Consider the following 22,165-nt stretch of genomic DNA (forward strand, 5'->3'; position numbering starts at 1 on the left):
ACATCCGGCCGGTGCTCACCGACCTGCGCGACGACCTGTCCCGCGTGATCGACGCGCTCGGCGACCCGGACGGTGCCGGGTCGCCGCGCACCATCGCCGAGACCATCGCCGACGGCAACCGCGGGGTAGAACGGCTCCCCGGCAAGCACGGCACCACCAAGCGCTTCGCCCAGGTGGTCGTCCTGGTCGACGACACCCCCGGGCAGATCGCCGCGCTCCTGACGTTCATCGGGGAGATCGGCATCAACCTCGAGGACATGCGCCTCGAGCACTCACCGGGCGCACAGATCGGCATCGTCGAGGTGTCGGTGCTGCCCGAGCAGGAACAGCGACTCGTCGAGGAACTCGAGGGGCGCGGATGGAGGATCGCAGCAGCATGGGCCTGAACGACGACACGAACGACTCCGGCGTGACGAGTGGACGCGCTCCGGCCGGTGGAACCGACGGGCCCGACTCGGGCCTGCCCGCGCCTGGTACCGGCGGCGCCGGCGGCCCGCTCGGTGGCCCGGGTGACGGCTCCGGCGGCGACGGCGGTCCGCTCGGCGGTCCGCTCGGCGGTCCCGCCGGCGGCCTCGGCGAACCCGGCGGGGAGCCCGGCTCGACCAGCGCCCCGATGCCGTCCGGCCTGGCCGACGGCGCCTACGTCGCGAAGATCGTCATCGCGGTCGACGGCCCCGCGGGCAGCGGCAAGTCGAGCGTCTCCCGCGCGGCCGCCCGCGCCCTGGGCTACGGCTACCAGGACACCGGCGCCGCCTACCGCGCACTCGCGTGGCACGCGTTGCAGCAGCGGGTCGACCTCGACGACGCCGCGGCGATCCTGGCGAGCTGGGACACCTTCGACTACGCCATCGGCACCGACCCCGACGACTACTACGTCAAGGTGGGGGAGACCGACGTGACCGAGGCCATCCGCACCCCCGACGTCACCGGCGCGGTCGCCCACATCGCGAAGCTCCCGGACGTCCGGAAGCGCCTGGTCCAGCTGTTCCGCAACGTCATGCGGAAGACCGACGCCCCGGGCATCATCACCGAGGGCCGGGACATCACCACGGTCGTCGCACCCGACGCCGAGGTCCGGATCCTGCTGACGGCCGACGAGTCCGTTAGAATGGCCCGACGCTCGGCAGAGGTCACGACCCAGTCGGCCGCCGAGACCTCCGCAGCACTCGCTCGTCGCGACGCGGCGGACGCGAAGGTCGTCGACTTCATGAACGCCGCCGACGGCGTCACGACGCTCGACTCCACCGACCTCGACTTCGACCAGACCGTGCAGGCGGTCGTCGACCTGGCCCGCGCGGCCACGCACTGACGCACGACCGGACGGCCTCGGCCGCCTGGTCACCCCACGGCCGGACCCCCGGCCCCGGCCGGCAACGGCCACCGACACCGCGGCCCCGGCCGCTCGCGAGGAACCCAAGATGGCTCAGCTGGACAACCCGGACAACGACGACTTCCCCCGGTACGACGACGCCCTCGGCGAGCGGCTCGCCGGACTCGACGAGGCCGAGGCCGAGCAGCGCGCGACCGCGCTCCGCGCCGGACTCGAGGAGTACGACCTCGAGGACGAAGACCTCGCCCTGCTCGAGGCCGGTCAGGTCGGCGAGGACGGCGTCCACTACCTGCCCGCCTACCCGGTGCTCGCGATCGTCGGCCGCCCGAACGTCGGCAAGTCCGCGCTCGTGAACCGCATCCTCGGTCGTCGTGAGGCCGTCGTGCAGGACGTCCCCGGCGTCACCCGCGACCGTGTCAGCTACAAGGCGGACTGGAACGACAAGCGCTTCACGCTCGTCGACACCGGCGGCTGGGAGCCCGGCGCCGAGGGCATCAACGCCTCCGTCGCCGCGCAGGCCGAGGTCGCCATCGACCTCGCCGACGCCGTGCTGTTCGTCGTGGACGTCACGGTCGGGATCACCGCCACCGACGAGCACGTCGTCAAGATGCTCCGCGGCACCGACCGCCCCGTCATCGTCGTCGCGAACAAGGCCGACGACGAGCGCCGTGAACTCGACGCCTACGAACTCTGGAACCTGGGGCTCGGCGAGCCGCACCCGGTGTCGGCCCTGCACGGTCGCGGCGTCGCGGACCTGCTCGACCTGATCATCAAGACGCTGCCCGACACCTCGGCCGTCGCCAAGCAGGAGGTCGGCGGCCCCCGCCGCGTGGCCATCCTCGGCCGCCCGAACGTCGGCAAGAGCTCACTGCTCAACAAGGCCGCCGGTGAAGAGCGGGTCGTCGTGAACGACATCGCCGGCACCACCCGCGACCCGGTGGACGAGCAGATCGAGCTCGGCGGCAAGGTGTGGCGCTTCGTCGACACCGCCGGCATCCGGAAGCGCGTGCACATGCAGCAGGGCGCCGACTTCTACGCCTCGCTCCGCACCACCGCCGCGCTCGAGAAGGCCGAGGTCGCCGTCGTCGTCCTCGACGTCACCGAGCCGGTGTCCGTGCAGGACCTCCGCATCATCGACCTCGTCCTCGAGTCGGGCCGTGCCCTCGTGCTGGCCTACAACAAGTGGGACCTGCTCGACGACGAGCGACGCCGGTACCTGGAGCGCGAGATCGAGCAGGACCTGGCGCACGTCGCCTGGGCCCCGCGCGTGAACATCTCGGCCCGCACCGGCCGTCACCTCGAGAAGCTCGTGCCGGCGCTCGAGACCGCCCTCGAGTCGTGGGACACCCGCATCCCGACCGGCAAGGTCAACGCCTTCATCGCCGAGCTCGTGCAGGAACACCCCCACCCCGTGCGCGGCGGCAAGCAGCCCCGCATCCTGTTCGGGACCCAGGCGTCGAGCCAGCCGCCGACCTTCGTGCTCTTCACGTCGGCGTTCCTCGACCCGCAGTACCGACGCTTCATCACGCGTCGTCTCCGCGAGGTCTGGGGCTTCTCCGGCACGCCGATCAACGTCAACATGCGGGTGCGCGAGCGCCGGAAGCGCTGAGCGCTCCCACCCGTCACGCAGAACGCGCCCCGATCCGTCGGGGCGCGTTCTGCGTTCGCGTCCGGCCTGGAGGCCCGGAGCCGGTCCGGCGCGCCGGTGCGGCATCATGGGGACGTGCGTACCAGGCCGTGGGCAGCGGACCGACGTCGGTCCGCCCTGGTGGGCGTCGTCGTCGGTGTGGTCGTCGTGGGATCGGTGTCCCTGTGGGCGATCGCGCACGCGCCGGACGACGGCGACTCGGTCACCCGTGCCGACCCCGTGCCCTCCGAGCCGGCGCAGTCGCCCGACGTCCGACTGCCGCCGTCCAACGGCCTCGAGGAACCGATCGAGCCCGAACCCGTCCGTCCGGTCGACGGTTCGCCCATCGAACCGTGGTGGCGCCGCGTCCCGCCGGTCTCCGGTGACATCGTCGGCATCGGGGCTGCGGCCTCGGGACACGTGCGGATCGCCGGGAACACGGGCGACGAGACCCTCGCCGTGGAGATCGACCACCTGGAGACCGGCGGGGACGGCCCGGTCGACGTCGTACTGTCCGCGGGGACGGTGCGCGGCGGCGCGAAGCCGGGGTGGACGCCCGCCGGCGAGTCCTACGACCTGTTCCAGGCCGCCGGGGTCGAACAGGGGCTGACCGTCGTGCTCAGCGATCCGTGGTCACTGCCCGACGAGGTCCGCTCCCTGGTCCTGCTCGACGCCGACACCGGCACCGTGCTGGGTGGCGCGGCACTCGTCCCGTCGGACTGAGCCGTCCCCGCCCGGGGCCACGTCCGCTGCCGGCCTCGGGATGGGGCACGATGTACTGGTGACGCAGCAGAACGACGGACTCGGTGTGCTCGCCGACCGCGTGTGGTGCCGCCTGCGGCTCGACCGTTTGGCCGGAGGCCGGCAGTCCGGGTACGTGATCCGCGAGGACATGCTCGAACACCCCGACACGGTGCGCTCGTTCCGGTGGATCCGGTGGCTGCTCGTCGCGGAGACCGTCGTCGGCCTCACCGCCATCGTGGTCGCCGTGCTGCTGACCCGCGCGGGGGACACCCTGTCGTGGGCGGTGTGGTTCCGGTCCACCGTGGTGCTGCTCATCACCCTGACGCTCTACGTGTTCGCCTGGCGGGCACAGCTCGGGTACTACTGGGCGTACCAGCGGCTGCGGTTGTTCAGCCGGATCTTCCCGATCGTGACGCTGATCGTCGCGGCGATCCCCGGGCTCTACCCGTTCTGGATGGTCATCGAGCAGATCCTGTTCTCGGTGCTCATGGTCGGGATCGGCGACGTGCTGACCAGCGACCACATGCGGACCACGTTCCCGAAGCCCGCGCGGCGGTAGCGCTCGCGCGGTCGGCCCGGATCTGCGACAAACCACGCGTCGATCGACACGTGGACTGTCGCAGGAGTGGTGCGAGGTCGATGCGACCCGGCCTACGCGACCGTGGCCAGGGCGAACGGCAGCACGGCGGACGCGCCGGCCCGCCGGAGCTCCCGACCGGCGACGGTCATCGTCCACCGGCTGTCGACCAGGTCGTCCACGAGCAGCACCGGGCCCTCGTGCGCCTGCAGTGCTGCGGCGAGCGACGGATCGAGCACGAAGGTGTCCCACACGCCGGACAGACGGTAGGCGCTGTTCGTCGCACCGTCGCCACGAGGGGTCCCGCCAGCGCGGCCGAGCGTACCGAGGAACTGCAGCCGACCGATCGTGGACAGCGCCTGGGCGAGGGACCCCACGAGCTCGGGTCGTGACCGCGATGACATCGCGACGACGCCGGTCGGCCGGGTCTCCCACGGCCAGTCCTTGAGTGCCCGGACACAACCGTCGACGAGCTCGCGCGAGATCGGGGCGTCGGGGGTGGAGGTCGAGAACAGCGCACGCAGGGGGCCACCCCAGCCGAGGTCGGTCAGACGCGCCACCGCACGTCCGGGTTGCACGAGCTCGTCCGGGCCGATCTTGCCCCGCACGGAGACCCCGAGCGACGACATCCCCGAGGGCCACTGGGCACGCGGAGCGATCTCGACGCCGACCTTGTCGAGCGCGGCCGCGGCTCCGGACGAGTCCGAGTCGGAGACCGAGGTCGGGAACCACGCCCCGGCGCAGTTGTCGCAGCGCCCGCAGGGCTCGGCCGAGGGGTCGTCGAGGTCCTCCTGCAGCAGCTGCATGCGGCAGGCCGAGGTGGACTCGTAGTCGAGCATCGACGCCGCCTCGGCAGCGCGGGCCGCGGCGACTCGCTCGTACCGGGGCGCGTCGTACTCCCACGGCTGCCCGGTCGACACCCAGCCGCCGGTGACGCGGCGGACGGCGCCGTCCACGTCGAGCACCTTGAGCAGGAGTTCGAGGGTGGAGCGCTTGATGTCGACCAGGCCCTCGAGCGCCACGGTCGACATCGCGGTGTCGGTGGACAGGGCGCCGAGCACGGCGGCGGCGCGGGCCTCGGTCGGCATCGAGGCGCTGGCGAAGTACTGCCAGATCTCGCGGTCCTCCCGCCCGGGCAGGAGCAGGACGTCGGCGTTGTCGGTCGCACGACCGGCACGACCGATCTGCTGGTAGTAGGCGACGGGCGACGATGGAGCCCCGACGTGCACGACGAACCCGAGGTCGGGCTTGTCGAACCCCATGCCGAGCGCACTCGTGGCGACCAGGGCCTTCAGCTCGTTGCCCTTGAGCTGCTGTTCGAGCTGTTCGCGCTCGTCGGTGTCGGTGCGCCCCGTGTAGGCACGGACGGCGTACCCGTTGTCGCGCAGCAGCCGGGCGATGTCCTCGGCCGCCGAGACGGTGAGCGTGTAGATGATGCCGCTGCCGGGCAGGTCGCCGAGGTGCGCGAGGAGCCACCCGAGCCGCTGCCGGGCATCGGGCAGGGTCAGCACGCCGAGGCGCAGGGACTTGCGGGCCAGGGACCCGCGGATCGTGAACACCGGGTCGGCCGGGCCGGCGGTGAGCTGTTCGGCGACGTCCTCGACCACGCGCTCGTTCGCCGTCGCGGTGGTGGCCAGGACGGGGACGCCGTGAGGAAGTGACCGGATGAGCTCGGCCAGTCGGCGGTAGTCCGGCCGGAAGTCGTGGCCCCAGTCCGAGATGCAGTGCGCTTCGTCGACCACGAGCATCCCCATCCGGGCGATCAGGGTCGGCATCTGCTCGTCGCGGAACTTCGGGTTGTTCAGCCGCTCGGGGGAGACGAGGAGCACGTCGACCTCGTCACGGGCGAGGGCTGCCTGGGTCTCGCCCCACTCGTGGGCGTTCGCGGAGTTGATCGACACCGCGCGGACACCGGCCCGCGCGGCAGCGGCGACCTGGTCGCGCATCAGGGCGAGCAGCGGCGACACCAGGACGGTCGGGCCGCCCCCGCGTCGGCGCAGCAGCAACGTCGCGAGGAAGTACACCGCGGACTTGCCCCACCCGGTGCGCTGCACGACCAGGGCGCGCTGCCGGTGCTCGACCAGCGCGGAGATGGCCTCGAGCTGGCCCGGGTGGAACACCGCGTCGGGGCGACCCGTGAGCGCTGCGAGCGCCTGCTGCGCCTCGGCGGCGATGTCCGCAGATGGCGAGACGACGGACGGAGCGGCGGTGGGGGTGTCCATGCCCCCATGCTGTCAGCACCGACCGACGAAACCCGACCCGAGCCTCCGATCTGTGGACAACGCGACGGAACGCGCTTACTGGTACGTGACCAGGGAAGGAGTCGGCGACACCTCGGACATCGTCTGCGACGGCGTCAGCATGGGCGTGTCTTCGTCGTAGAAGTTCTTCCAGCCCCAGTGCAGCCCCTCCGGTGCGCCCTGGTGCAGTGCCTTCCACGTCGCCTGCTTGTCCGGCTGCGACCCCTGCCCGTCGACGTGCACGAGCATGTCGAGTTCCGGGTGGGTCTTGAGCGCGCCACGGTCCTGGATCATCGACAGCCGGAACTGGTGCAGTACCAGGGCCTTCGGCGGCAGCCCTTCCTCGCGCACGAGCGAGGCCAGCCACGAGGACACCTCGTTCACCTCGGACGCCGACACGCTGCCGATCTGCTCGAGGGGCACCTGGTCCTTCGTCAGCCGCCACTCCGGGTCGAGCGCCAGCCAGACGCCGGGCTTCTTCAGCAGTGACTCGTACTGCTTGGCCTGCGACAGGAAGTCCGACCGCCCCGGCTGCAGGTCGATGATGACCGGCATGTCCGCGTCGTGCGCGGCGTCGACGTAGGGTTCGAGGGTCGAGACCGGCAGCTCGGTCGAGTAGTCGCCGTCAGCGCCGGCGTCCCCGGCGGCGACGGTCGCGATGACCTCCATCGCGGGCGTCACGAGCTCGTCGGACTCGGCCCGGTACGGCTTCGCGACCTGCTCGGCCCGCTGCACGGTCTCCTTCGGCCCCTGCTCGCCGAGCACGCCCAGCGCCGGCGCCCCGGGAGCCCCGTACAGGGCGACGTACCGGTGCCCGTCGAACGGCCGCTGCCCGCCGTTCCGCAGCTGGAAGCCGCCCTCGGCCGCCCGGACCGTCCACTCCGGATCCGGCAGGGCGTCGAACGCCGCGCCGACCAGGACGGTCGGGTGCTCCGCCCGCTCGTGCAGCGCCGTCACCACGTCGGGTGCGGCAGCCGGATCGGTCACGCCCTCCGGCATGGTGACGACCTTCGCGCCGGCGGCCTTCGCCGTCGCCACGGCAGCAGCGTCCGCACTCGCGTCCGCCACCACCACGGTCGCCTGCCGGGAGGCCCGGGTCGACTCCGGCGCGTCACCGCCGTCCGGCGCCTGCCGCTGTTCGACGTCCGTGTCGACCGACACGTCGCCCTCGGCCTGGTACCAGTCGGCGCCGAGCCGGTCGAGCTCGCGGGCGACGGCGGCGCTCTTGTTCTTTGCGGTCAGCAGCACCGGGACGTGGGCGCTCGCCGCAGCCTTCGCCGCACCACGGATCCCGTCGGTGTCGCCGGCCCGGGCGACGACCGCTCCGGGAGCACTCGCGAACAGGGCCTTGCTGACGCGGACGGACCGGGCGGCGGCGTCCGCAGCGTCGGCAACCGAGACGGTGTCGGCCGAGGCCTTCGCCAAGGTCGGGCGGCTCGTGTCCGGTCCGCTCGACGTGCACCCGGCGGCTCCGAGCAGCAGCCCGGAGACCGCGATCGCGACCAGGAGACGAGGGGTGGAACGAGAACGCATCGAGCCACCATACGAGCCAGACGGAGAGGTCCCTGGGAATCCGACGGGTGTCGTCTCGTAGAAGGGAGGCATGCCCCACCACCCCGACGACCGCCCGCTCATCGGACCGGTCCGGTCGCCCGAGGTGCACTGCATGACGCTCAACGTGCGTCGCCGCGTACCGCGACCGCCCACGCACCTGGACGCCTGGGAGCGTCGCCGAGACGCCGTGCTCGCGCTCGTCACGTCCGAAGCGCCCACCGTCCTCGCCGTCCAGGAGGCCCTCCCCACGCAGGCCGACGACCTGAGGTCCGGCCTCGGGTCGGGTTGGGAGCCCGTCCTGGCCGGGCGAGGAGCGCGCGGCGGTGGCGAACAGGTCGGGCTGTTCCTCGACCGCTCCCGCCTCGACGTCGTCGAGCGCCGCACCTGGGCGCTCTCCCGCACACCCCACCGCCCCGGCTCGCGGTCGTGGGCGACGTCCTTCCCCCGGCACGCCGTCGGAGCCGTCGCCGACGACCGCGCGACCGGCATCAGATTCCTGGCCGTCGCCACGCACCTCGACGTCGCCTCGCCGTGGGCCCGACTCCGGTCCGCCGAACTGCTCGGCCGCATCGTCCGACAACGCGGCCTGCCCGCCGTGGTCATGGCCGACTGGAACAGCCCCGCCGGATCCGCGCCATGGCGAGCCCTGGCGGAGGCGGGGGTCGAGGACAGCTGGGGGCGGGCCTCCAGGCAGGTGGGTGAGCCCTACGGGACGTACCCGCACTACGGGAGTCCGCGCGTCGATGGCCGGCGGATCGACGGGGTGCTCGTGACGTCCGAGGCAGAGGTGGACCGCGTCGCGGTCGACGTGCGGCGGCCGGGCGGCGTGTGGCCGTCCGACCACGCCGCCGTGCACGCGGTCGTGCGGTGGGCGTCGTGATCGCCACGCTCGGGCCGACGTTCCTGCGGCCACGGTTCCTGGTGGCCGACGTGGTGCGGGCCGTGACGCTCGTGAGCGTCGTCGTGGCAAGCGTCGGGTGGGGCGGAACGGCGTTCCCGGTGATGGCGCTGGCGCTGCTCGGGGTCGTCGTGCCGCGGATGCTCGGGCTGCGGCCGGCGTTCGACGTGGCGGTGTGCGTGCTGGTGCTCGTCGCCGGGTGGTCGAGCGTGCTCGAGTGGTACACGACGGTCTTCTTGTGGGACAAGTTCATGCACGTCGTGCTGACGGGGCTGCTCGCGGCGGTGCTCTACGTCATCGGTGCCGACCTGCGTGCTGTGCCGGCGCCGCACGCCGAGCGCCGGGTGGTCGTCGCGGTGCTCGCGCTGTGTGCGGGACTCGCGGTCGGGGCGGTCTGGGAGATGGGGGAGTGGCTCGGGCACAACTTCGTCGACTCGAAGATCTTCGTCGGGTACGACGACACGATCGGGGACCTGGCGGCGGACGGGTCCGGCGGGTTGCTCGTCGGGCTCGGGTTGCCGTGGTTGGGGGCGCGGCGCGAGGTGGTGCGGCCGGGCTGAGCGCGCATGCGCGTTCGCCTTCTCCGCTCGTTCGGTGCTCGTTCGGTGCGACTCGCCGTGGCACGGAGGGGGTCTGACGTCCGCTATGCTGGACCGGTCGCTCGCGCTCCGGTCGGACGCGGGCGAGGATCCTCCGGGATCCTGAGTTCTCCGGAACTCGCGGGCTGTGGCGCAGCTTGGTAGCGCACTTGACTGGGGGTCAAGGGGTCGCAGGTTCAAATCCTGTCAGCCCGACCGAAGCGTGTCGGACACCACGACGGATGCCCACCGAGGATATCGGTGGGCTTCTTCGTTCCCGTGGCTGTCGTTGGGTCGTGCGTACAGGGCTGCCTCACTGCGACGTTCAGCGGACCACCTGTGTGCGACACGAGTCATCTGACCGTTGCGGCCCGGTGGAGTCGGACACAGCGTTCCGGGACGGGCCCGGCTAACGGACGCCGGTGGCGGACCTCTAACCGGCTGTCCGGTTCGGCTCGTCGTCATCGACGAGGCGCACCGGGAGTTGGGTCCGGGGTCGCACGAGGACGGTTTCGGCCCTCCGGAGCACGGTTGCTCGCGAGCGTCCACATCGTCAGCCCTCGCGGGTGTCGTGCATTCGGCACACGCAGACCGTGCCGTCGTCGAGCGAACGGTGCTGCACGCCGACCCGTCCGTCCTCGAAGCGGCCGGTGACGCGCGAGAAGCGTTCGAGGAGGTCAGCGTCATCCAGGACACGGCCGCGTTCGCAGCGTTCGAGCGAGATGTGCTGCCCGGTCTTCGCGGCTCCGACGACGGGGTCGCACTCCGGGACCACTACCCAAGAGGAACCTTCGTCGTCCTGGACGCCGCCGGACACAACCTGCACCTCGAGCAACCCGAAGTCACCGCCGCGTTGGTCCGCGATCGGTTCGCACGCATCGACCGGTAGCCCATCACCTATCGGACGCCGCCACTCCGTCACTTCTCGTCAAGCCCGTTGGATGGCGTCGAAGATGAGCATGCGAGCTCGATCTCGGGTCGAGTAGACCCGCTTGTCCGTTCCACTGGTGGGCACGATCGTCTTCGTTCTCACCCTCCCTGGGCGAGGCCGGTGATCAAGTTGATGGCGACTGCGACGACGAAGGTTCCGAAGAAGTAGGACAGCAGCGCGTGGCCCAGGGCGACCCTGCGGGACGGAGTGGATGACTGGGTGATGTTGCCCGCGTTGTAGGCCATCCCGATCGAGAAGGCCGTGTAGGCGAAGTCACTGTAGGACGGGTCCTCGTCCTGGTCGAAGTCGAAACGGTGGCGGTCGTCGATGTAGTACATGCGCGCGTACTTGAAGGCGTACACGGTGTTCATGACCGCCCATGCCGCCACGACGCCGACGACCGCCAGGATCGCGGCCGCGGACCCGACGGGGTCCTTCTGCTGGCTGCGGATGAGCGCGAAGATCACGAGGACGAGGCTGAGGAACGTGGCGGCGATGACGAGCACGTCGACCAGCTTCCGCGATCGCTCCTCGTGGCGGGCGAGGGATCTGGTCCGTTCGGGATCGGCCGGCCAGGCCTCGGACCACGCCCAGAAGAGGAACACTCCTGATGCGATGGCCCAGCCCAACAGCGGTGAGAGATCGGGGACGCCGAGGAGCGCGGCGATCGCCGCGACCGCTCCGCCGATGATCACGGCAACGCCTGCCTTCATGGAAAGGTGGGACATGACTCTTCCTTCCGGAATGGTGGTCCTTCGTTCTGTCGCGTATGCGCTTCGATGCCAACGCGCGGCCCTCACCTGGGCCGGGCTTGCGAGAGGGGGAGGTAGAGACCGGCGCGCTCGGCGCGCACGGCGGCGAGCGTGCGCGACGTGGCGTCCAGCTTGGCCAGGATGTGCTCCAGGTGCGCAGCGACCGTGCGGGGTGCGATCGCCAGCGCCCGGGCGATCTCCAGATTGGAGCATCCCTCGATGACGTGCCCCAGCACCTCGAGTTCCCGCGGCGTCAGGCCTCTCAGGTGCCCCGCGGGTGAGAGCATGACGACCCCGCAGGCCACCGCGATGAGATCTCGCTCGCAGGCCAGCACCGTCGCCCGCATGTAACCGTCCGGCGACTGCCGGCTCCCACGCGGCCACAGGAACGTGGCGTAGCTGTGCCCCTCGTCGATGGCGTCCCTGGCCGCGGTGATGAGTGCGGAATCGGTGGCGAGGAGCGCGTCATCGGACAGGCCCGGAATGCGGGCGACCCCGTACCCGGGAAGCAGCACCACACCGGACCCGGCTCCGCTGACGAAGGCTGCCGATGCTGCCAGCGATCGGACCGGGTCGATAGCCGATGCGAGATTCGGCATGAGTCGAGCGAGTCGTCGGCGAAGCGTCTGCGACGGCGGAGCCGCGCTCCGGAACAGCACTGTCATGAAACCCACGTGCCGACCTCCGTCCTCGAACAGCGCGACGGACAATGCTTCGTGGAACCCCGCGGGGAGGAGGCACTCCGCCCAGGTCTGCAGGTCTGCGGACGAGTAGGGCAGATCGGACAGGCTGGTGGGAGGCCGCGCGCGATCGGCACCGGTCCTTTCGATGTCGCGCGCCATCTCGGGACCGCTCAGATAGCGGACGCTGGACTCGTCGAGGTCCGTGCTCGCGATCGCGCTGTACCCCGTGCCTCCCCGCTCTGTCAGCGCCATCCATGCACCGTCGAAGGGGATGTGGTGGTGCAGCTCGTCCAGCAGAGCCTGGGCCCGATCGCGAACGGGACCCGGGCGCGCTGCGATCTCGGTGAACCGCAGTGCAGCAGTGCGTGTCACGGTTCGATCACCTCACGATCATCGGCAGCGGGCATCGAAGGAGTTGTCCAAAAACCGTCTGTCGCCGGTGTAGCACGGTGACGCGGCACACGGGTCCAGACCGCGTTAACCCGTATGGGCGTGTCTGCCGATGGTGCCCCCGCTCCGGGGGGCGTGGCATGGAGGTGTCGCGTGGCCGACCGGCTCGCGGCGCATACCAGGGCACGTTCCGCACGGGAGGAGACGAACATGAAAGCCGTTGTCTACGAGGGGCCGCACAAGGTCACGGTGCAGGACGTCCCGGATGCGCGCATCGAGCACCCCACCGACGTGCTGGTGCGCGTCACCACGACCAACATCTGCGGATCCGACCTCCACATGTACGAGGGGCGCACCAGCTTCGAGACCGGGCGCTGGTTCGGGCACGAGAACATGGGCGAGGTGGTCGAGGTCGGCGACGGCGTCGACAAGGTCAAGATCGGGGACCACGTCGTCCTGCCGTTCAACGTGGCGTGCGGGCACTGCAAGAACTGCGAGCGGGGGCTGACCAACTACTGCCTCACCGCGCAACCCGTCCCGGAGTGGGCCGGTGCTGCCTACGGGTTCGCCGACATGGGGCCATGGGCGGGCGGCCAGGCCGAGCTGCTGCGGGTGCCATGGGGCGACTTCAACTGCCTCCGACTGGGAGAGGACGCCGAGGAGAAGTCAGCCGACTACGTGATGCTCGCCGACATCTTCCCGACCGGCTACCACGCCACCGAGATGGCAGGAGTGCAACCGGGAGACCAGACCGTCATCTACGGCGCCGGCCCGGTCGGCCTGATGGCCGCCCTGTCGGCCACCATCCGCGGAGCGAGCAAAGTCATGGTCGTCGATCGGCATCCGGACCGACTCCGGCTGGCGGAATCCATCGGTGCGATCGCGATCGACGACTCGAAGGTGGATCCGGTGCAGGCCGTCCTGGAGCAGACCATGGGTCTCGGCGCCGACAACGGCTGCGAATGCGTCGGCTACCAGGCGCACGACCCCAGCGGGGACGAGCAGCCGAACCTCACGCTCAACCGCCTCGTCCAGTCCGTGCGGTTCACCGGCCGGATCGGCACCGTCGGTGTCTTCGTGCCGCAGGACCCCGGCGGCCCCGGCGAACTCGCGAAGCAGGGGCAGATCGCCTTCGACATGGGACTGCACTGGTTCAAGGGCCAGACCATGGGCACCGGACAGGCACCGGTCAAGAAGTACAACCGCCGGCTCCGGGACCTCATCGCCGCGGGCAAGGCAACGCCGTCGTTCATCGTCAGCCACGAGCTGCCACTCGACCAGGCACCCGAGGCGTACGAGCACTTCGACAGCCGCGACGACGGGTGGACCAAGGTCGTCCTCAAGCCGGGGAAGGCGGGCTGATCATGGCTGGGAGAGCGGCTGCCGCAGTCGGACTCGGCGTCGCAGGTGTCGCGGCGGGCCTCGTCGCACGCTCCCTCGTCAAGAAGGAGCGCGAGTCGGACGGCGACGGCGCACACCCCGAAGGGTGGAAAGCTGTCACCGTCCTCGGCGACGCCTCTGACTTCGCGCGCGATGGATACCCCGAACCGTTGCAGCGTCTGGCGGGATCGCTCGAGATCCGGATCGACCCGGCTCCCGGAGTCGAGGGCTTCGAGGTCCACGCCCGAGTCCGCAAGGGGGTCGACGTCGACGTCGACGGCGACCCGAACGCTGCGTTGCGTGCAGCGCTGCGCGATGCGAAGCAGGTCTTCGAGACCGGCGAGATCCTCCGTGCGACACCGAGACCGCACGGAAAACGCCCGCGCACCCTGCTGGGCGCTGCGGTCGACACGGCAGAAGACGATGCGAAGGGCGAGGGTGTGCTGTGAAGGCGCTGTGCTGGACCGGAGTCAACGAACTCTCTGTGGAGAACGTCGACGATCCGGAGATCCTCAACGCTCAGGACGCCATCATCAAGGTGACGTTGAGCACGACCTGCGGGTCCGACCTCCACCTCCTCGGCGGGTACGTCCCGACCATGCGAGCAGGCGACGTGCTCGGTCACGAGTTCATCGGCGAGGTCGTCGAAGTCGGATCAGCCGTCACCAAGCACAAGGTCGGAGATCGCGTCGTCGTCTGCTCGTTCATCAGCTGCGGGAAGTGCTGGTACTGCCGGAACGAGCTCTACTCGCTCTGCGACAACGGCAACCCGAACGCCGGCATCCCCGAGATGCTCTGGGGTCAGGCACCCGGCGGCTGCTACGGCTACTCCCACGCGTTGGGCGGCTGGGCCGGTAGCCACGCCGAGTACATCCGTGTGCCGTACGCCGACCAGGGCGCCTTTGCCGTTCCCGAGGGGGTCAGCGACGAGCGGGCGCTCTTCGCCTCCGATGCCGCCCCGACCGGATGGATGGGCGCGGACCTCGGCGGTGTCCGGCCGGGCGACGTCGTCGCTGTGTGGGGCGCGGGTGGGGTCGGCCAGATGGCGGCGCGTGCCTCGCTGCTGCTCGGCGCCGAACGGGTGATCGTGATCGACCGCTTCCAAGAGCGGCTGACGCAGGTCGAGCAGGTCATCGGCGCGGAGACCATGAACTACGAGACCAGCGAGGTGACGGCGGAGCTCCGCGAACTCACGGGCGGCCGTGGCCCCGACGTGTGCATCGAGGCGGTCGGGATGGAGGCACACCACGACGGACCCGACTTCGCGTACGACCAGCTGAAGCAGCAGCTGCGACTACAGACCGACAGACCCACCGCCGTCCGTGAGGCGATCTTCGCCGCGCGCAAGGGCGGGAGCCTCTTCGTCCTCGGAGTGTTCGGGGGCTTCGTCGACAAGTTCCCCCTGGGGGCGGTGATGAACAAGGGCCTCACGATCCGGTCCGCGCAGCAGCACGGACAGCGGTACATCCCGATGCTCCTGGAGCGGATGGCCCGCGGCGAGATCGTCACCGAGCACCTCGCGACGCACGCGATGCCGCTCGACGACGGACCGACGGGGTACGCCATGTTCAAGGAGAAGACCGACGGGTGTGTGCGGGCGGTCTTCCAGCCTTGACCGACCTCGAACCGCCTTGCTCGTGATCGGTCCCAGTCGATGGGGAGACCGATCCCCTCGCGCAGGCGCACGTCGTCGCTGCGATGACGACGGCCCGCTGACTCGAAGCAGGCTCGAAGCAGGCTCGATCTTGGGTGCTGACCCGAGAAGGGCGGCTCCGACGTCGACGTCGACGTCGAGACGATCCTGCCGAGGCCGACTTCTGGTCGTCAGTCGATTGCTCAGACGGGAGGGGCGGGGGTACCCGATCCCGTCCCTCCCGTCTGAGCTTGCACCCCGCGCCGTTCGGCGCGGCATGCTCCACCAGACCCGAACCTGGTGGAGGTCTCAGCGCCGGTACAGGGCGTTGCGTGCCAGGACCGCGAAGTCGCGCAGGAGGTCGAGCTCCACGGCGTCCTCCCCGCGTGGGGAAGGGTCGAACACGCAGACCGCCCCGACCCTCGTCCCGTCCAGGTCCTCCAGCGGATGGCCCGCGTAGAAGCGGATCCGTCCCCGCCGCGCGACCTGTGGGCGGTTCCTGTCCCAGGCGTCCTCGATGACCGTCGGCCCTGACGTCAGCACGGTCGAGCGACAGAAGGAGTCCTGCAGCGCTCGGGTCCCACGGGGGACCCACAGACTCGCGGCGGACCACTGCCGTCCGACCGGCAGGAAGGTGATAGCGGCCCCTCTCGTCTGGAAGAGCTCCGTCATGTGCTGCACTATCCGGTCGAGGGCTGCGTCGGCAGGGGCGTCGACGATGTCCAGGCGGCGGATGGCGTCGTACCGGTGCTGGATCGGCTGCGGCGTCGAGCGGATCCACTGTGGGCTCCCGGCGCGGGCCCGTTGCTGTTCGAGCAGCAGATGCGTGACCTCGAGGAACAGCGGTGGGGTGTACGTGACCACGTCGGTGTCCACGCCGAGCACGACCAGGTCTCGTCGCGCCTGCTGCAGTGCGTGCACGAGGGCGCTCTGGTCCTCCTTGCCTGCCAGCGCGAGCACGATCTCCGCGGTCGGCGCCAGCTCTGGTCGGAGCTGGTCGACCAGGACGAGCGCTGCTTCGGCGGCTCCGGCGAGCGCCGTGTTCGTCGTGCGGCTGTGGACGACGCTGCCGGACAGGCAGACCACCACCACGTCGTAGTTGGCGACGTGGATCCCGCTCCCGGCCGAGAGCAGCGTCTGGCCGGACCAGCTCGACCACGGCACCGCGGTGACGTCGACACCGCGACCGGACCGTGCAGCCAGGCCGTCCGCCAGCCTCCGTGCCGCTCGGTGCAGCGGCTCTCCCGGCGCGAAGACCGCGTCTCCGAACACGAGGATCCGGTCCGGGTCCTGGCCGCTCGCTGACGTGGTCACGACGCGCGGCGGCAGCGAACGGTCGGGTGCGTGCGGGGCTTCCAGCATGGTCGTGTTCGCCTCCCTGTCTGAGCCAGCTGATCCTGGACTTCTGCGGTTTCCGGTCGCACATCGGAGAGGTGGAGGCTGTGCGACGGTTGGACATCACCGTAGACAGGCCCGACGAACACGCACCATCCGTTGCGCGCGGACTCACCGTCGTTCAACGCGGGATCGTGCCCGGTGCGCGTGGACGCCGCCGGTAGAGTCGCGCCATGACCAGGGCCGCTACGGAGGTGTTCGCCTCGCACCGAGTCGCCGCCAGCGCGACCGCGGACGAGGCTGCCGCCGTGCTCAGTGAGGTGTTCCTCCCGGTGGAGATCTCCCCGTCCGAACCCGCCGCGGGTCTGCGCATGCACTTGAACGCCCTCACGGCCGGTCGGATCACCTTCGGCTACATGCGCTTCCGCGAGGCCGTCCGGATACACACCGCGGAGCCCGTCAACTACCACCTCGACATCCCCGTTCAGTCCCAGACGACAATGCGCGCCGCCCGGGGACCGCGGTTCCGCGGGACCGAGCAGACCGCCGGGGTCTTCATGCCGGGTCGATCGGTCGAGCTCGACTGCAGCGACTGGTTCGCGCAGGTCGCCATCATGATCACGCGCAGCGATCTGGAGACCGAGCTGGAGCTCTTGCTGGACGCACCGGCCTCGACGCCGCTCGAGTTCGAGCCCCAGTTCGACCTCACGACCGACGGTGGCCGGGCCGTGTCGCAGGCCGTCCGGCTCGTCGACGAGGGGTCCCGGCGGACGCCTGGCCTCCTCGCGCATCCACTCGCGGTGCGCAGCCTCGAGCAGGTGTTCCTGCACAGCCTGCTGCTCGGGCAGCCGCACAACTACTCGAACGCGCTCGACATGCCCCGGGGAGGATCCGGGGCCCGATCGGTCTCACGCGCTGTCGAGCTCCTTCGCCAGGACCCGGCGCGGTCGTGGACGGTCGGAGAGCTCGCGTCCGCCGTCTCGACGAGCGTCCGCAGCCTCCAGGAGGCCTTCCGACGGGCCCTCGACACCACGCCGATGGCGTACCTGCGCCGGCTCCGGTTGGAGCGAGCCCGTGAGGACCTCATCATCGCCCCCTCGGGCAGCGTCACTGTGTCCGAGGTCGCCGCCCGCTGGGGCTTCCTGCACGTCAGCCGGTTCGCCGGCTCGTACGCGGAACGCTTCGGCGAGCTGCCATCCGCCACGCTGCGGCACACAAAACGTCCTTGAGTCGATCTGGAGCAGACGCGTGGGTCCACTGGCCGACGTCCCCCACAGCTTGAGGGCGATGGTGACGTGGACGACTGCTTTCGCTGTTCTCTCACGTGCGCCCGCAGCACGCACCGACCTGACCTCGCGCTCGCCGCGACCGTACGGCGCACGCGTGATGGGGGATCCGGAGCGCAACCACGGACGGACGGGAGGCCCGGTGCCAGCTGGCACCGTCCCTCCCGGCACGGCCGTCACCCCGCTGGCGCGGTGCGACGGTACCGGCGGGTGGGGCTCACCTCCCGTCCGTCCGTGATCTGCCCGTGACGGGCGCCCGCTCAGGCGGGCTCAGCCACGCGCCCGCCGTCGCCGGCTCCGCAGCGTCCACACGAGTCCACCGGCCGCGAGCAGTGCCGCCGCCAACAGCCCGAGGGGGAGCAGGTTCGAGCCCGTCCAGGCCAGTGCACCGCCCGGATCGCTGCCCGCATCCGCGCCACCGTTGCCCGGCGCTGCCGCGCCAGGTGTACCGGATCCGCTGTCACCCGGCGTCGGAGCGCCGCTGCCCGGCGTGCCCGCACTCGGCGACGCGGTGGGCACCGGGGCAGCCGCAGCCACGACGGTGAAGGCGGCCCGAGCCAGGGCTGCACCGTCGACCGACGCGGTGACCGTCACTCGACCAGACGCCGTGCTCGGCACCCGCAGGTCGGCCGAGAACGCGCCACTGGCGTCGGTGTGCGCGGTGGCACCACCGATGCGTGGCGCGGTCGCCAGCGCCACGTCGGTGTCCGCCGGGAACCCGGTGCCGGTCACGGTCTGCGTGTCGCCCGCGTCCACCCGAGGCGACTCGACCCGCAGGACCGGGGTCGCCGCCGCCTTGCTGCTGAAGGCGACGACCGTTCGCTTCGTTACGGACCGTTCGCCGACCGGCACGCTGATGGTGCGGGTGTCGGCGTCGTACGTCCAGGCGGTGTCCGCGATCACCCGGCCGTCGATGGTGACGGTGCGGGGGCGGTCCGCGTTCGTGAACGTCGCCGTCCACGAGCGGTCCTGCACCTGGCTGGCGAAGGAGCCGTCGGCGGGGGCGATGGCGAGCGAGCCGCCGGTCGCCTGCTGCGTGTAGCGGACGGCGGTGGAGGCGCTGCCCGCCGTGGCCTTCGCGGACGCGGCGGCCGTGGTCATCGCGCTCGACTTCGCGGCGCCGTCAGCGGCGCTGTCCTCGCCGGCGTCTTCGTGCAGGTCGAACGAGCCGTCCGCGCCCGTCGCCACCGTCAGGGTGACGGCATCGAGCGGTGCGGCGTCGTTCTCGACCTGCTCGGAGCGGGTGGGGACGATCCCGCCGCTCTTCACGAACACCGGCATGCTGTTCAGGTCGGTCGTCACGTCGGCAGTGGTGCCTCCGGCGTACGTCTTGCCGGTGAACCAGTCCGTCCACGAGCTGCCGGCCGGGAACCAAACGGAGCGGGTCGCCTTGCCGGAATCGTCGTTCGCGGCGGTGACCGGGGCGACGAGGACGTCCGGGCCGTACAGGTACTCCGAGCCGGCCTGGGCGTAGGACTCCTGCGCCTCGGGGTACTGCAGGTAGAGCGGCTGCAGGATCGGGACGCCCGTCTCGGTCGCCTGGGCGGCGAGGGTGTAGGTCAGGGGGACCAGGGCCTCGCGGAGGTTCAGGAACCGCTTCGCCGAAGCCTCGGCCGCGGCGGGGTACTGCCACGGGAGTCGGTCGCTGTGGTTGCTGTGCAGGCGGTCGATGGGCTGGAAGGTGCCGAGCTGCACCCACCGGGCGTAGAGGTCCTCGGGCAGCTGGGTCGTGCCCTCCTCGGCGCCCTCGATGCCGTACTGCGCACCGTTGTGCCCACCGATGTCGTGGCTGACCGAGGCCAGGCCGGTCGCGGCGGACTCACCGGGGGTGTAGCCGACCTCGGCGAGCAGCATGTCCCACGACGACGTGGTGTCGCCGGTGAAGTGCACGGTCGTGCGCTTGTCCGCCCACGGGCCGGTCGGGACAGCCTGCGGGTTGCCGTAGCCACCCGCGGTCAGTGAGCCGTACGCCCGCGAGAACGCCAGCCCCCGGCCGCCGAGCGCTTCGTTCGTGTACTTCGCGTACTGCTGGTTGATGAACGCGTCGGGGGTGACGCCGTTCGCCGAGTACTTCGAGTTCTCGCTGCAGCACCAGTCGAGCCACCACATGTCGACGCCCTTCGGCTGCAAGGACGTGTGCAGGTCGAAGTAGGCCTTGAGCTGGTCGCGGTCGGACCAGTCGAACAGGTACCGGTCGCCGTCGCCCTTGGTGAGCCTGCCCTTCGCGGTGGCCTGCGCCTCGGCGAACTTCGGGTCCTGGCTCGAGATCGACGGGTGGATGTTGAGGGTGTTGTGGATGCCCTGGGCGTGCCAGTCGGCGAGCAGGCCGGTCATGTCCGGGATGCGGGATGGGTCGACGGACCAGCCGTTCCACTTGCTGTCGCCCTGGTTGGTAGGGCTGCCGATCTTGTAGTCGGTGTCGATCGCCATGACGTCGACGGGTACGTCCTCGTCGGCGAACTGCTTCGCGATCGCCAGGTAGTCGGCCTGCGAGCGGTCGTAGTACTCGGAGTACCAGACGCCGTACGCCCAGCGGGGGAGCAGCTTCGTCGGACCGGTCAGGACGGCGAGCTCCTGCAGGGCATGGCGGTAGTCGCTGCCGTACCCGAAGACGTAGCCGTCCTGGTAGCGCTCGCCGCCGTGGTCGCCAGCGGGGGTGACGGTGTCGGTCGCTGGGTCGTACAGCGCCGAGGCGCTGTCGTCGAGGAGCGACCAACCGTCCTGGTAGAGCAGGCCCGGGTTCGTCTTGACGGACCCGTTCGCGGTGTCGAGGTCGCGGCGGTACCCGCCGAGCGGGGCGTGTGCGGCGAGGACCGGCGACGCGGTGTCGACCACGGCGACGGTGTCGAAGTTCACGTTGCAGTTGTCCGCCACGGTCGGGCACCCGATCACGACGTCGTTCGTGCCGGCGGCCAGGTGTACCGGCACCGTGACCGTGTTCCAGTAGTCCCAGCCGCTCGTGCGGGGGAGCTGGGTGGTGGTGGCCTGCTGGCCGGTCGGGGCCGCTGTGAGCGTCGGCGTCCCGGCGGAGCCGTTGGCGTAGCGGACCTGCAGGGCGTAGTCGCCCGCGGCCGGCACCCCGGTGACGTGGGTCGTCAGCTGCGCCCCGGCACGCTCGAACCCGGCGACGAAGCCGTCCCCGGCGAAGCCGTTGTGGTTCGTGGCGGTCGTCGCCGGAGCGGTGCGTGCCGAGTCCTCGGCCTGGCACACGGTGCCGAACGCGCAGTCCTCGCCGGTGACCGTGGTCGACGGTGCCGGGTAGGAGGCGCCCGTGCGGACCAGGGCCAGGCTGTCGACGTTCACCCGGCCCGAGTCGTCCGCGGTGCGTTCGATGCGCACGCGGTGTTCGCCCGCCGTCAGGTCGAGCGTCGTGGCGGCGGTGGTCTTCCAGTCGTCCCAGTTCGCGCCGGGAGCGAGCCGGATCGTCTTCGCGGCACCGCCGTCGACGGTCACGCTGAGGGTGCGGGTGGCGACCTGGCCGTCGCCACCCTGCGAGTTCGCGTAACGCAGGGCGAGGTCGTACGAGCCGGCCTGGTCCGCCGTGGTCGTGAAGGTCATCGCGTTGCCGACGGACTCGAAGCCCGCGGCGAACCCGGCTCCGGTGAAGCCCGTGTGGTCGGTGGCGAGCGACAGGCCGGTGAGGCCGAGCATCTCGGCCTCGCAGAGCGACCCGATCGTGCACGAGGGGGTGGGCGTCGACACCCACGGCGTGCCGGTGACCCGTTGGCCGGACGCCGTGGTCACGGTGGTCTGCAGGGTGTCCTGCGTGAAGGCCCCCGAGCCCTCCTTGTACCGGACGGTCATCGCGCCCGTGTCGAGGGTCAGCCAGCCGTCCCGCTCGGTCTTCGTGAACGTCGTCGGTGCGAAGTCGTCGCGGCCGATGACGTTGAAGGTGCTGCCGTCGGTGAACTGCGAGTCACCGGCGTACTCGGTGCGGATCAGGGTGGGGGAGAGCACCTCGAACCGGGCCTGGCCCGAGACGACGGTGCGGTCGGCTGCGGGATCCGCAGTGGCCGGGATCGCGGCGATCCCGAGCATGCCGAGGGCGGTCGCAGCGACGATGCCCGACGACAGCGCACGGCGCAGCCCTCGGGATCGGAAGGAGATGGGGCGCAAGTGGGTGCTCCTCGTGGACGTCGTCGTCCATCGGGCCGTGCAACGGCCGTGACCTGCGGGCCGTCCCTGCGGCGGCCCGTTTACAACGCTGTAAACCATACGACCCGGAGG

At 70.8% G+C, this 22,165-nt stretch carries 17 protein-coding genes, 1 tRNA gene and 1 pseudogene; 13 read left to right on the forward strand and 6 right to left on the reverse strand.

The genetic code is table 11. From position 1 onward, the window contains the following. The 5 genes and pseudogenes from H7A73_RS10850 to H7A73_RS10870 all read left to right on the forward strand — a co-directional run. Nucleotides 1-386, forward strand: a pseudogene (locus tag H7A73_RS10850) (prephenate dehydrogenase); the annotation flags it as partial. Between the two features lie 227 nt (nucleotides 387-613). Next, nucleotides 614-1,309 carry a (d)CMP kinase gene (cmk, locus tag H7A73_RS10855; RefSeq protein WP_051596569.1) on the forward strand — a complete coding sequence of 232 codons (696 nt, stop codon included), beginning with the start codon at nucleotides 614-616 and terminating at the stop codon, nucleotides 1,307-1,309. A gap of 109 nt (nucleotides 1,310-1,418) precedes the next feature. After that, the gene (gene der, locus H7A73_RS10860; protein ID WP_071405612.1) at nucleotides 1,419-2,939 is read left to right on the forward strand and encodes a ribosome biogenesis GTPase Der; all 1,521 of its coding nucleotides are present in this window, start codon (nucleotides 1,419-1,421) and stop codon (nucleotides 2,937-2,939) included. Nucleotides 2,940-3,053: 114 nt separating this feature from the next. Then, the gene (locus H7A73_RS10865) at nucleotides 3,054-3,680 is read left to right on the forward strand and encodes a hypothetical protein (RefSeq protein WP_182065964.1); all 627 of its coding nucleotides are present in this window, start codon (nucleotides 3,054-3,056) and stop codon (nucleotides 3,678-3,680) included. A gap of 58 nt (nucleotides 3,681-3,738) precedes the next feature. Beyond that, entirely contained in the window at nucleotides 3,739-4,260 is a 522-nt protein-coding gene (locus H7A73_RS10870) for a hypothetical protein (RefSeq protein ID WP_182065965.1), read from the forward strand. A gap of 92 nt (nucleotides 4,261-4,352) precedes the next feature. Here the strand turns inward: H7A73_RS10870 and H7A73_RS10875 are convergent, their stop codons facing one another. Beyond that, nucleotides 4,353-6,500 (reverse strand): RecQ family ATP-dependent DNA helicase, encoded by a 2,148-nt coding sequence (locus H7A73_RS10875; protein WP_182065966.1) that lies wholly within the window; start codon nucleotides 6,498-6,500, stop codon nucleotides 4,353-4,355. Between the two features lie 75 nt (nucleotides 6,501-6,575). Then, nucleotides 6,576-8,051, reverse strand: a complete 1,476-nt coding sequence (locus tag H7A73_RS10880; protein WP_182065967.1) for a hypothetical protein — start codon at nucleotides 8,049-8,051, stop codon at nucleotides 6,576-6,578. Between the two features lie 70 nt (nucleotides 8,052-8,121). Between H7A73_RS10880 and H7A73_RS10885 the strand changes: the two genes are divergently transcribed. The 4 genes from H7A73_RS10885 to H7A73_RS10900 all read left to right on the forward strand — a co-directional run bounded on the left by H7A73_RS10885 (nucleotide 8,122) and on the right by H7A73_RS10900 (nucleotide 10,437). Then, nucleotides 8,122-8,952: an endonuclease/exonuclease/phosphatase family protein gene (locus tag H7A73_RS10885; RefSeq protein WP_182065968.1), complete on the forward strand. Its 831-nt coding sequence runs from the start codon at nucleotides 8,122-8,124 to the stop codon at nucleotides 8,950-8,952. Then, the gene (locus H7A73_RS10890; RefSeq protein ID WP_182065969.1) at nucleotides 8,949-9,530 is read left to right on the forward strand and encodes a hypothetical protein; all 582 of its coding nucleotides are present in this window, start codon (nucleotides 8,949-8,951) and stop codon (nucleotides 9,528-9,530) included. The genes H7A73_RS10885 and H7A73_RS10890 overlap by 4 nt, the downstream gene beginning before the upstream one ends. 160 nt (nucleotides 9,531-9,690) lie before the next feature. After that, nucleotides 9,691-9,764: transfer RNA gene (locus H7A73_RS10895), tRNA-Pro, on the forward strand. Between the two features lie 355 nt (nucleotides 9,765-10,119). Further along, on the forward strand, nucleotides 10,120-10,437 hold the full coding sequence (locus H7A73_RS10900; RefSeq protein ID WP_182065970.1) for an alpha/beta fold hydrolase: 318 nt from the start codon (nucleotides 10,120-10,122) through the stop codon (nucleotides 10,435-10,437). 140 nt (nucleotides 10,438-10,577) lie between these two features. Here the strand turns inward: H7A73_RS10900 and H7A73_RS10905 are convergent, their stop codons facing one another. Further along, entirely contained in the window at nucleotides 10,578-11,207 is a 630-nt protein-coding gene (locus H7A73_RS10905) for a DUF1345 domain-containing protein (RefSeq protein WP_182065971.1), read from the reverse strand. Between the two features lie 68 nt (nucleotides 11,208-11,275). Further along, a complete protein-coding gene (locus H7A73_RS18085; protein ID WP_182065972.1) occupies nucleotides 11,276-12,286 on the reverse strand; it encodes a helix-turn-helix transcriptional regulator in 1,011 nt (336 codons plus the stop codon). 228 nt (nucleotides 12,287-12,514) lie between these two features. Between H7A73_RS18085 and H7A73_RS10915 the strand changes: the two genes are divergently transcribed. From H7A73_RS10915 to H7A73_RS10925, 3 genes are read left to right on the forward strand one after another with little or no spacing between them, the layout of a single operon-like run. Then, nucleotides 12,515-13,666 (forward strand): glutathione-independent formaldehyde dehydrogenase, encoded by a 1,152-nt coding sequence (locus tag H7A73_RS10915; RefSeq protein WP_182065973.1) that lies wholly within the window; start codon nucleotides 12,515-12,517, stop codon nucleotides 13,664-13,666. 2 nt (nucleotides 13,667-13,668) lie between these two features. Beyond that, nucleotides 13,669-14,133 (forward strand): hypothetical protein, encoded by a 465-nt coding sequence (locus tag H7A73_RS10920; RefSeq protein ID WP_182065974.1) that lies wholly within the window; start codon nucleotides 13,669-13,671, stop codon nucleotides 14,131-14,133. Nucleotides 14,134-14,168: 35 nt separating this feature from the next. Then, nucleotides 14,169-15,299, forward strand: coding sequence for a zinc-dependent alcohol dehydrogenase (locus H7A73_RS10925; RefSeq protein WP_411469313.1), 1,131 nt, complete (start codon nucleotides 14,169-14,171; stop codon nucleotides 15,297-15,299). A gap of 327 nt (nucleotides 15,300-15,626) precedes the next feature. Here the strand turns inward: H7A73_RS10925 and H7A73_RS10930 are convergent, their stop codons facing one another. Further along, a complete protein-coding gene (locus H7A73_RS10930; RefSeq protein WP_182065976.1) occupies nucleotides 15,627-16,631 on the reverse strand; it encodes a GAF domain-containing protein in 1,005 nt (334 codons plus the stop codon). 254 nt (nucleotides 16,632-16,885) lie between these two features. Between H7A73_RS10930 and H7A73_RS10935 the strand changes: the two genes are divergently transcribed. Then, nucleotides 16,886-17,881, forward strand: coding sequence for an AraC family transcriptional regulator (locus tag H7A73_RS10935; RefSeq protein ID WP_182065977.1), 996 nt, complete (start codon nucleotides 16,886-16,888; stop codon nucleotides 17,879-17,881). A 327-nt stretch (nucleotides 17,882-18,208) separates the two neighbouring features. Here the strand turns inward: H7A73_RS10935 and H7A73_RS10940 are convergent, their stop codons facing one another. Then, nucleotides 18,209-22,054 carry a TIM-barrel domain-containing protein gene (locus H7A73_RS10940; RefSeq protein WP_220456604.1) on the reverse strand — a complete coding sequence of 1,282 codons (3,846 nt, stop codon included), beginning with the start codon at nucleotides 22,052-22,054 and terminating at the stop codon, nucleotides 18,209-18,211. Nucleotides 22,055-22,165: the final 111 nt, after the last annotated feature.

The organism is Curtobacterium sp. ME12 (assembly GCF_903970855.1).
Lineage (GTDB): Bacteria > Actinomycetota > Actinomycetes > Actinomycetales > Microbacteriaceae > Curtobacterium > Curtobacterium poinsettiae_A.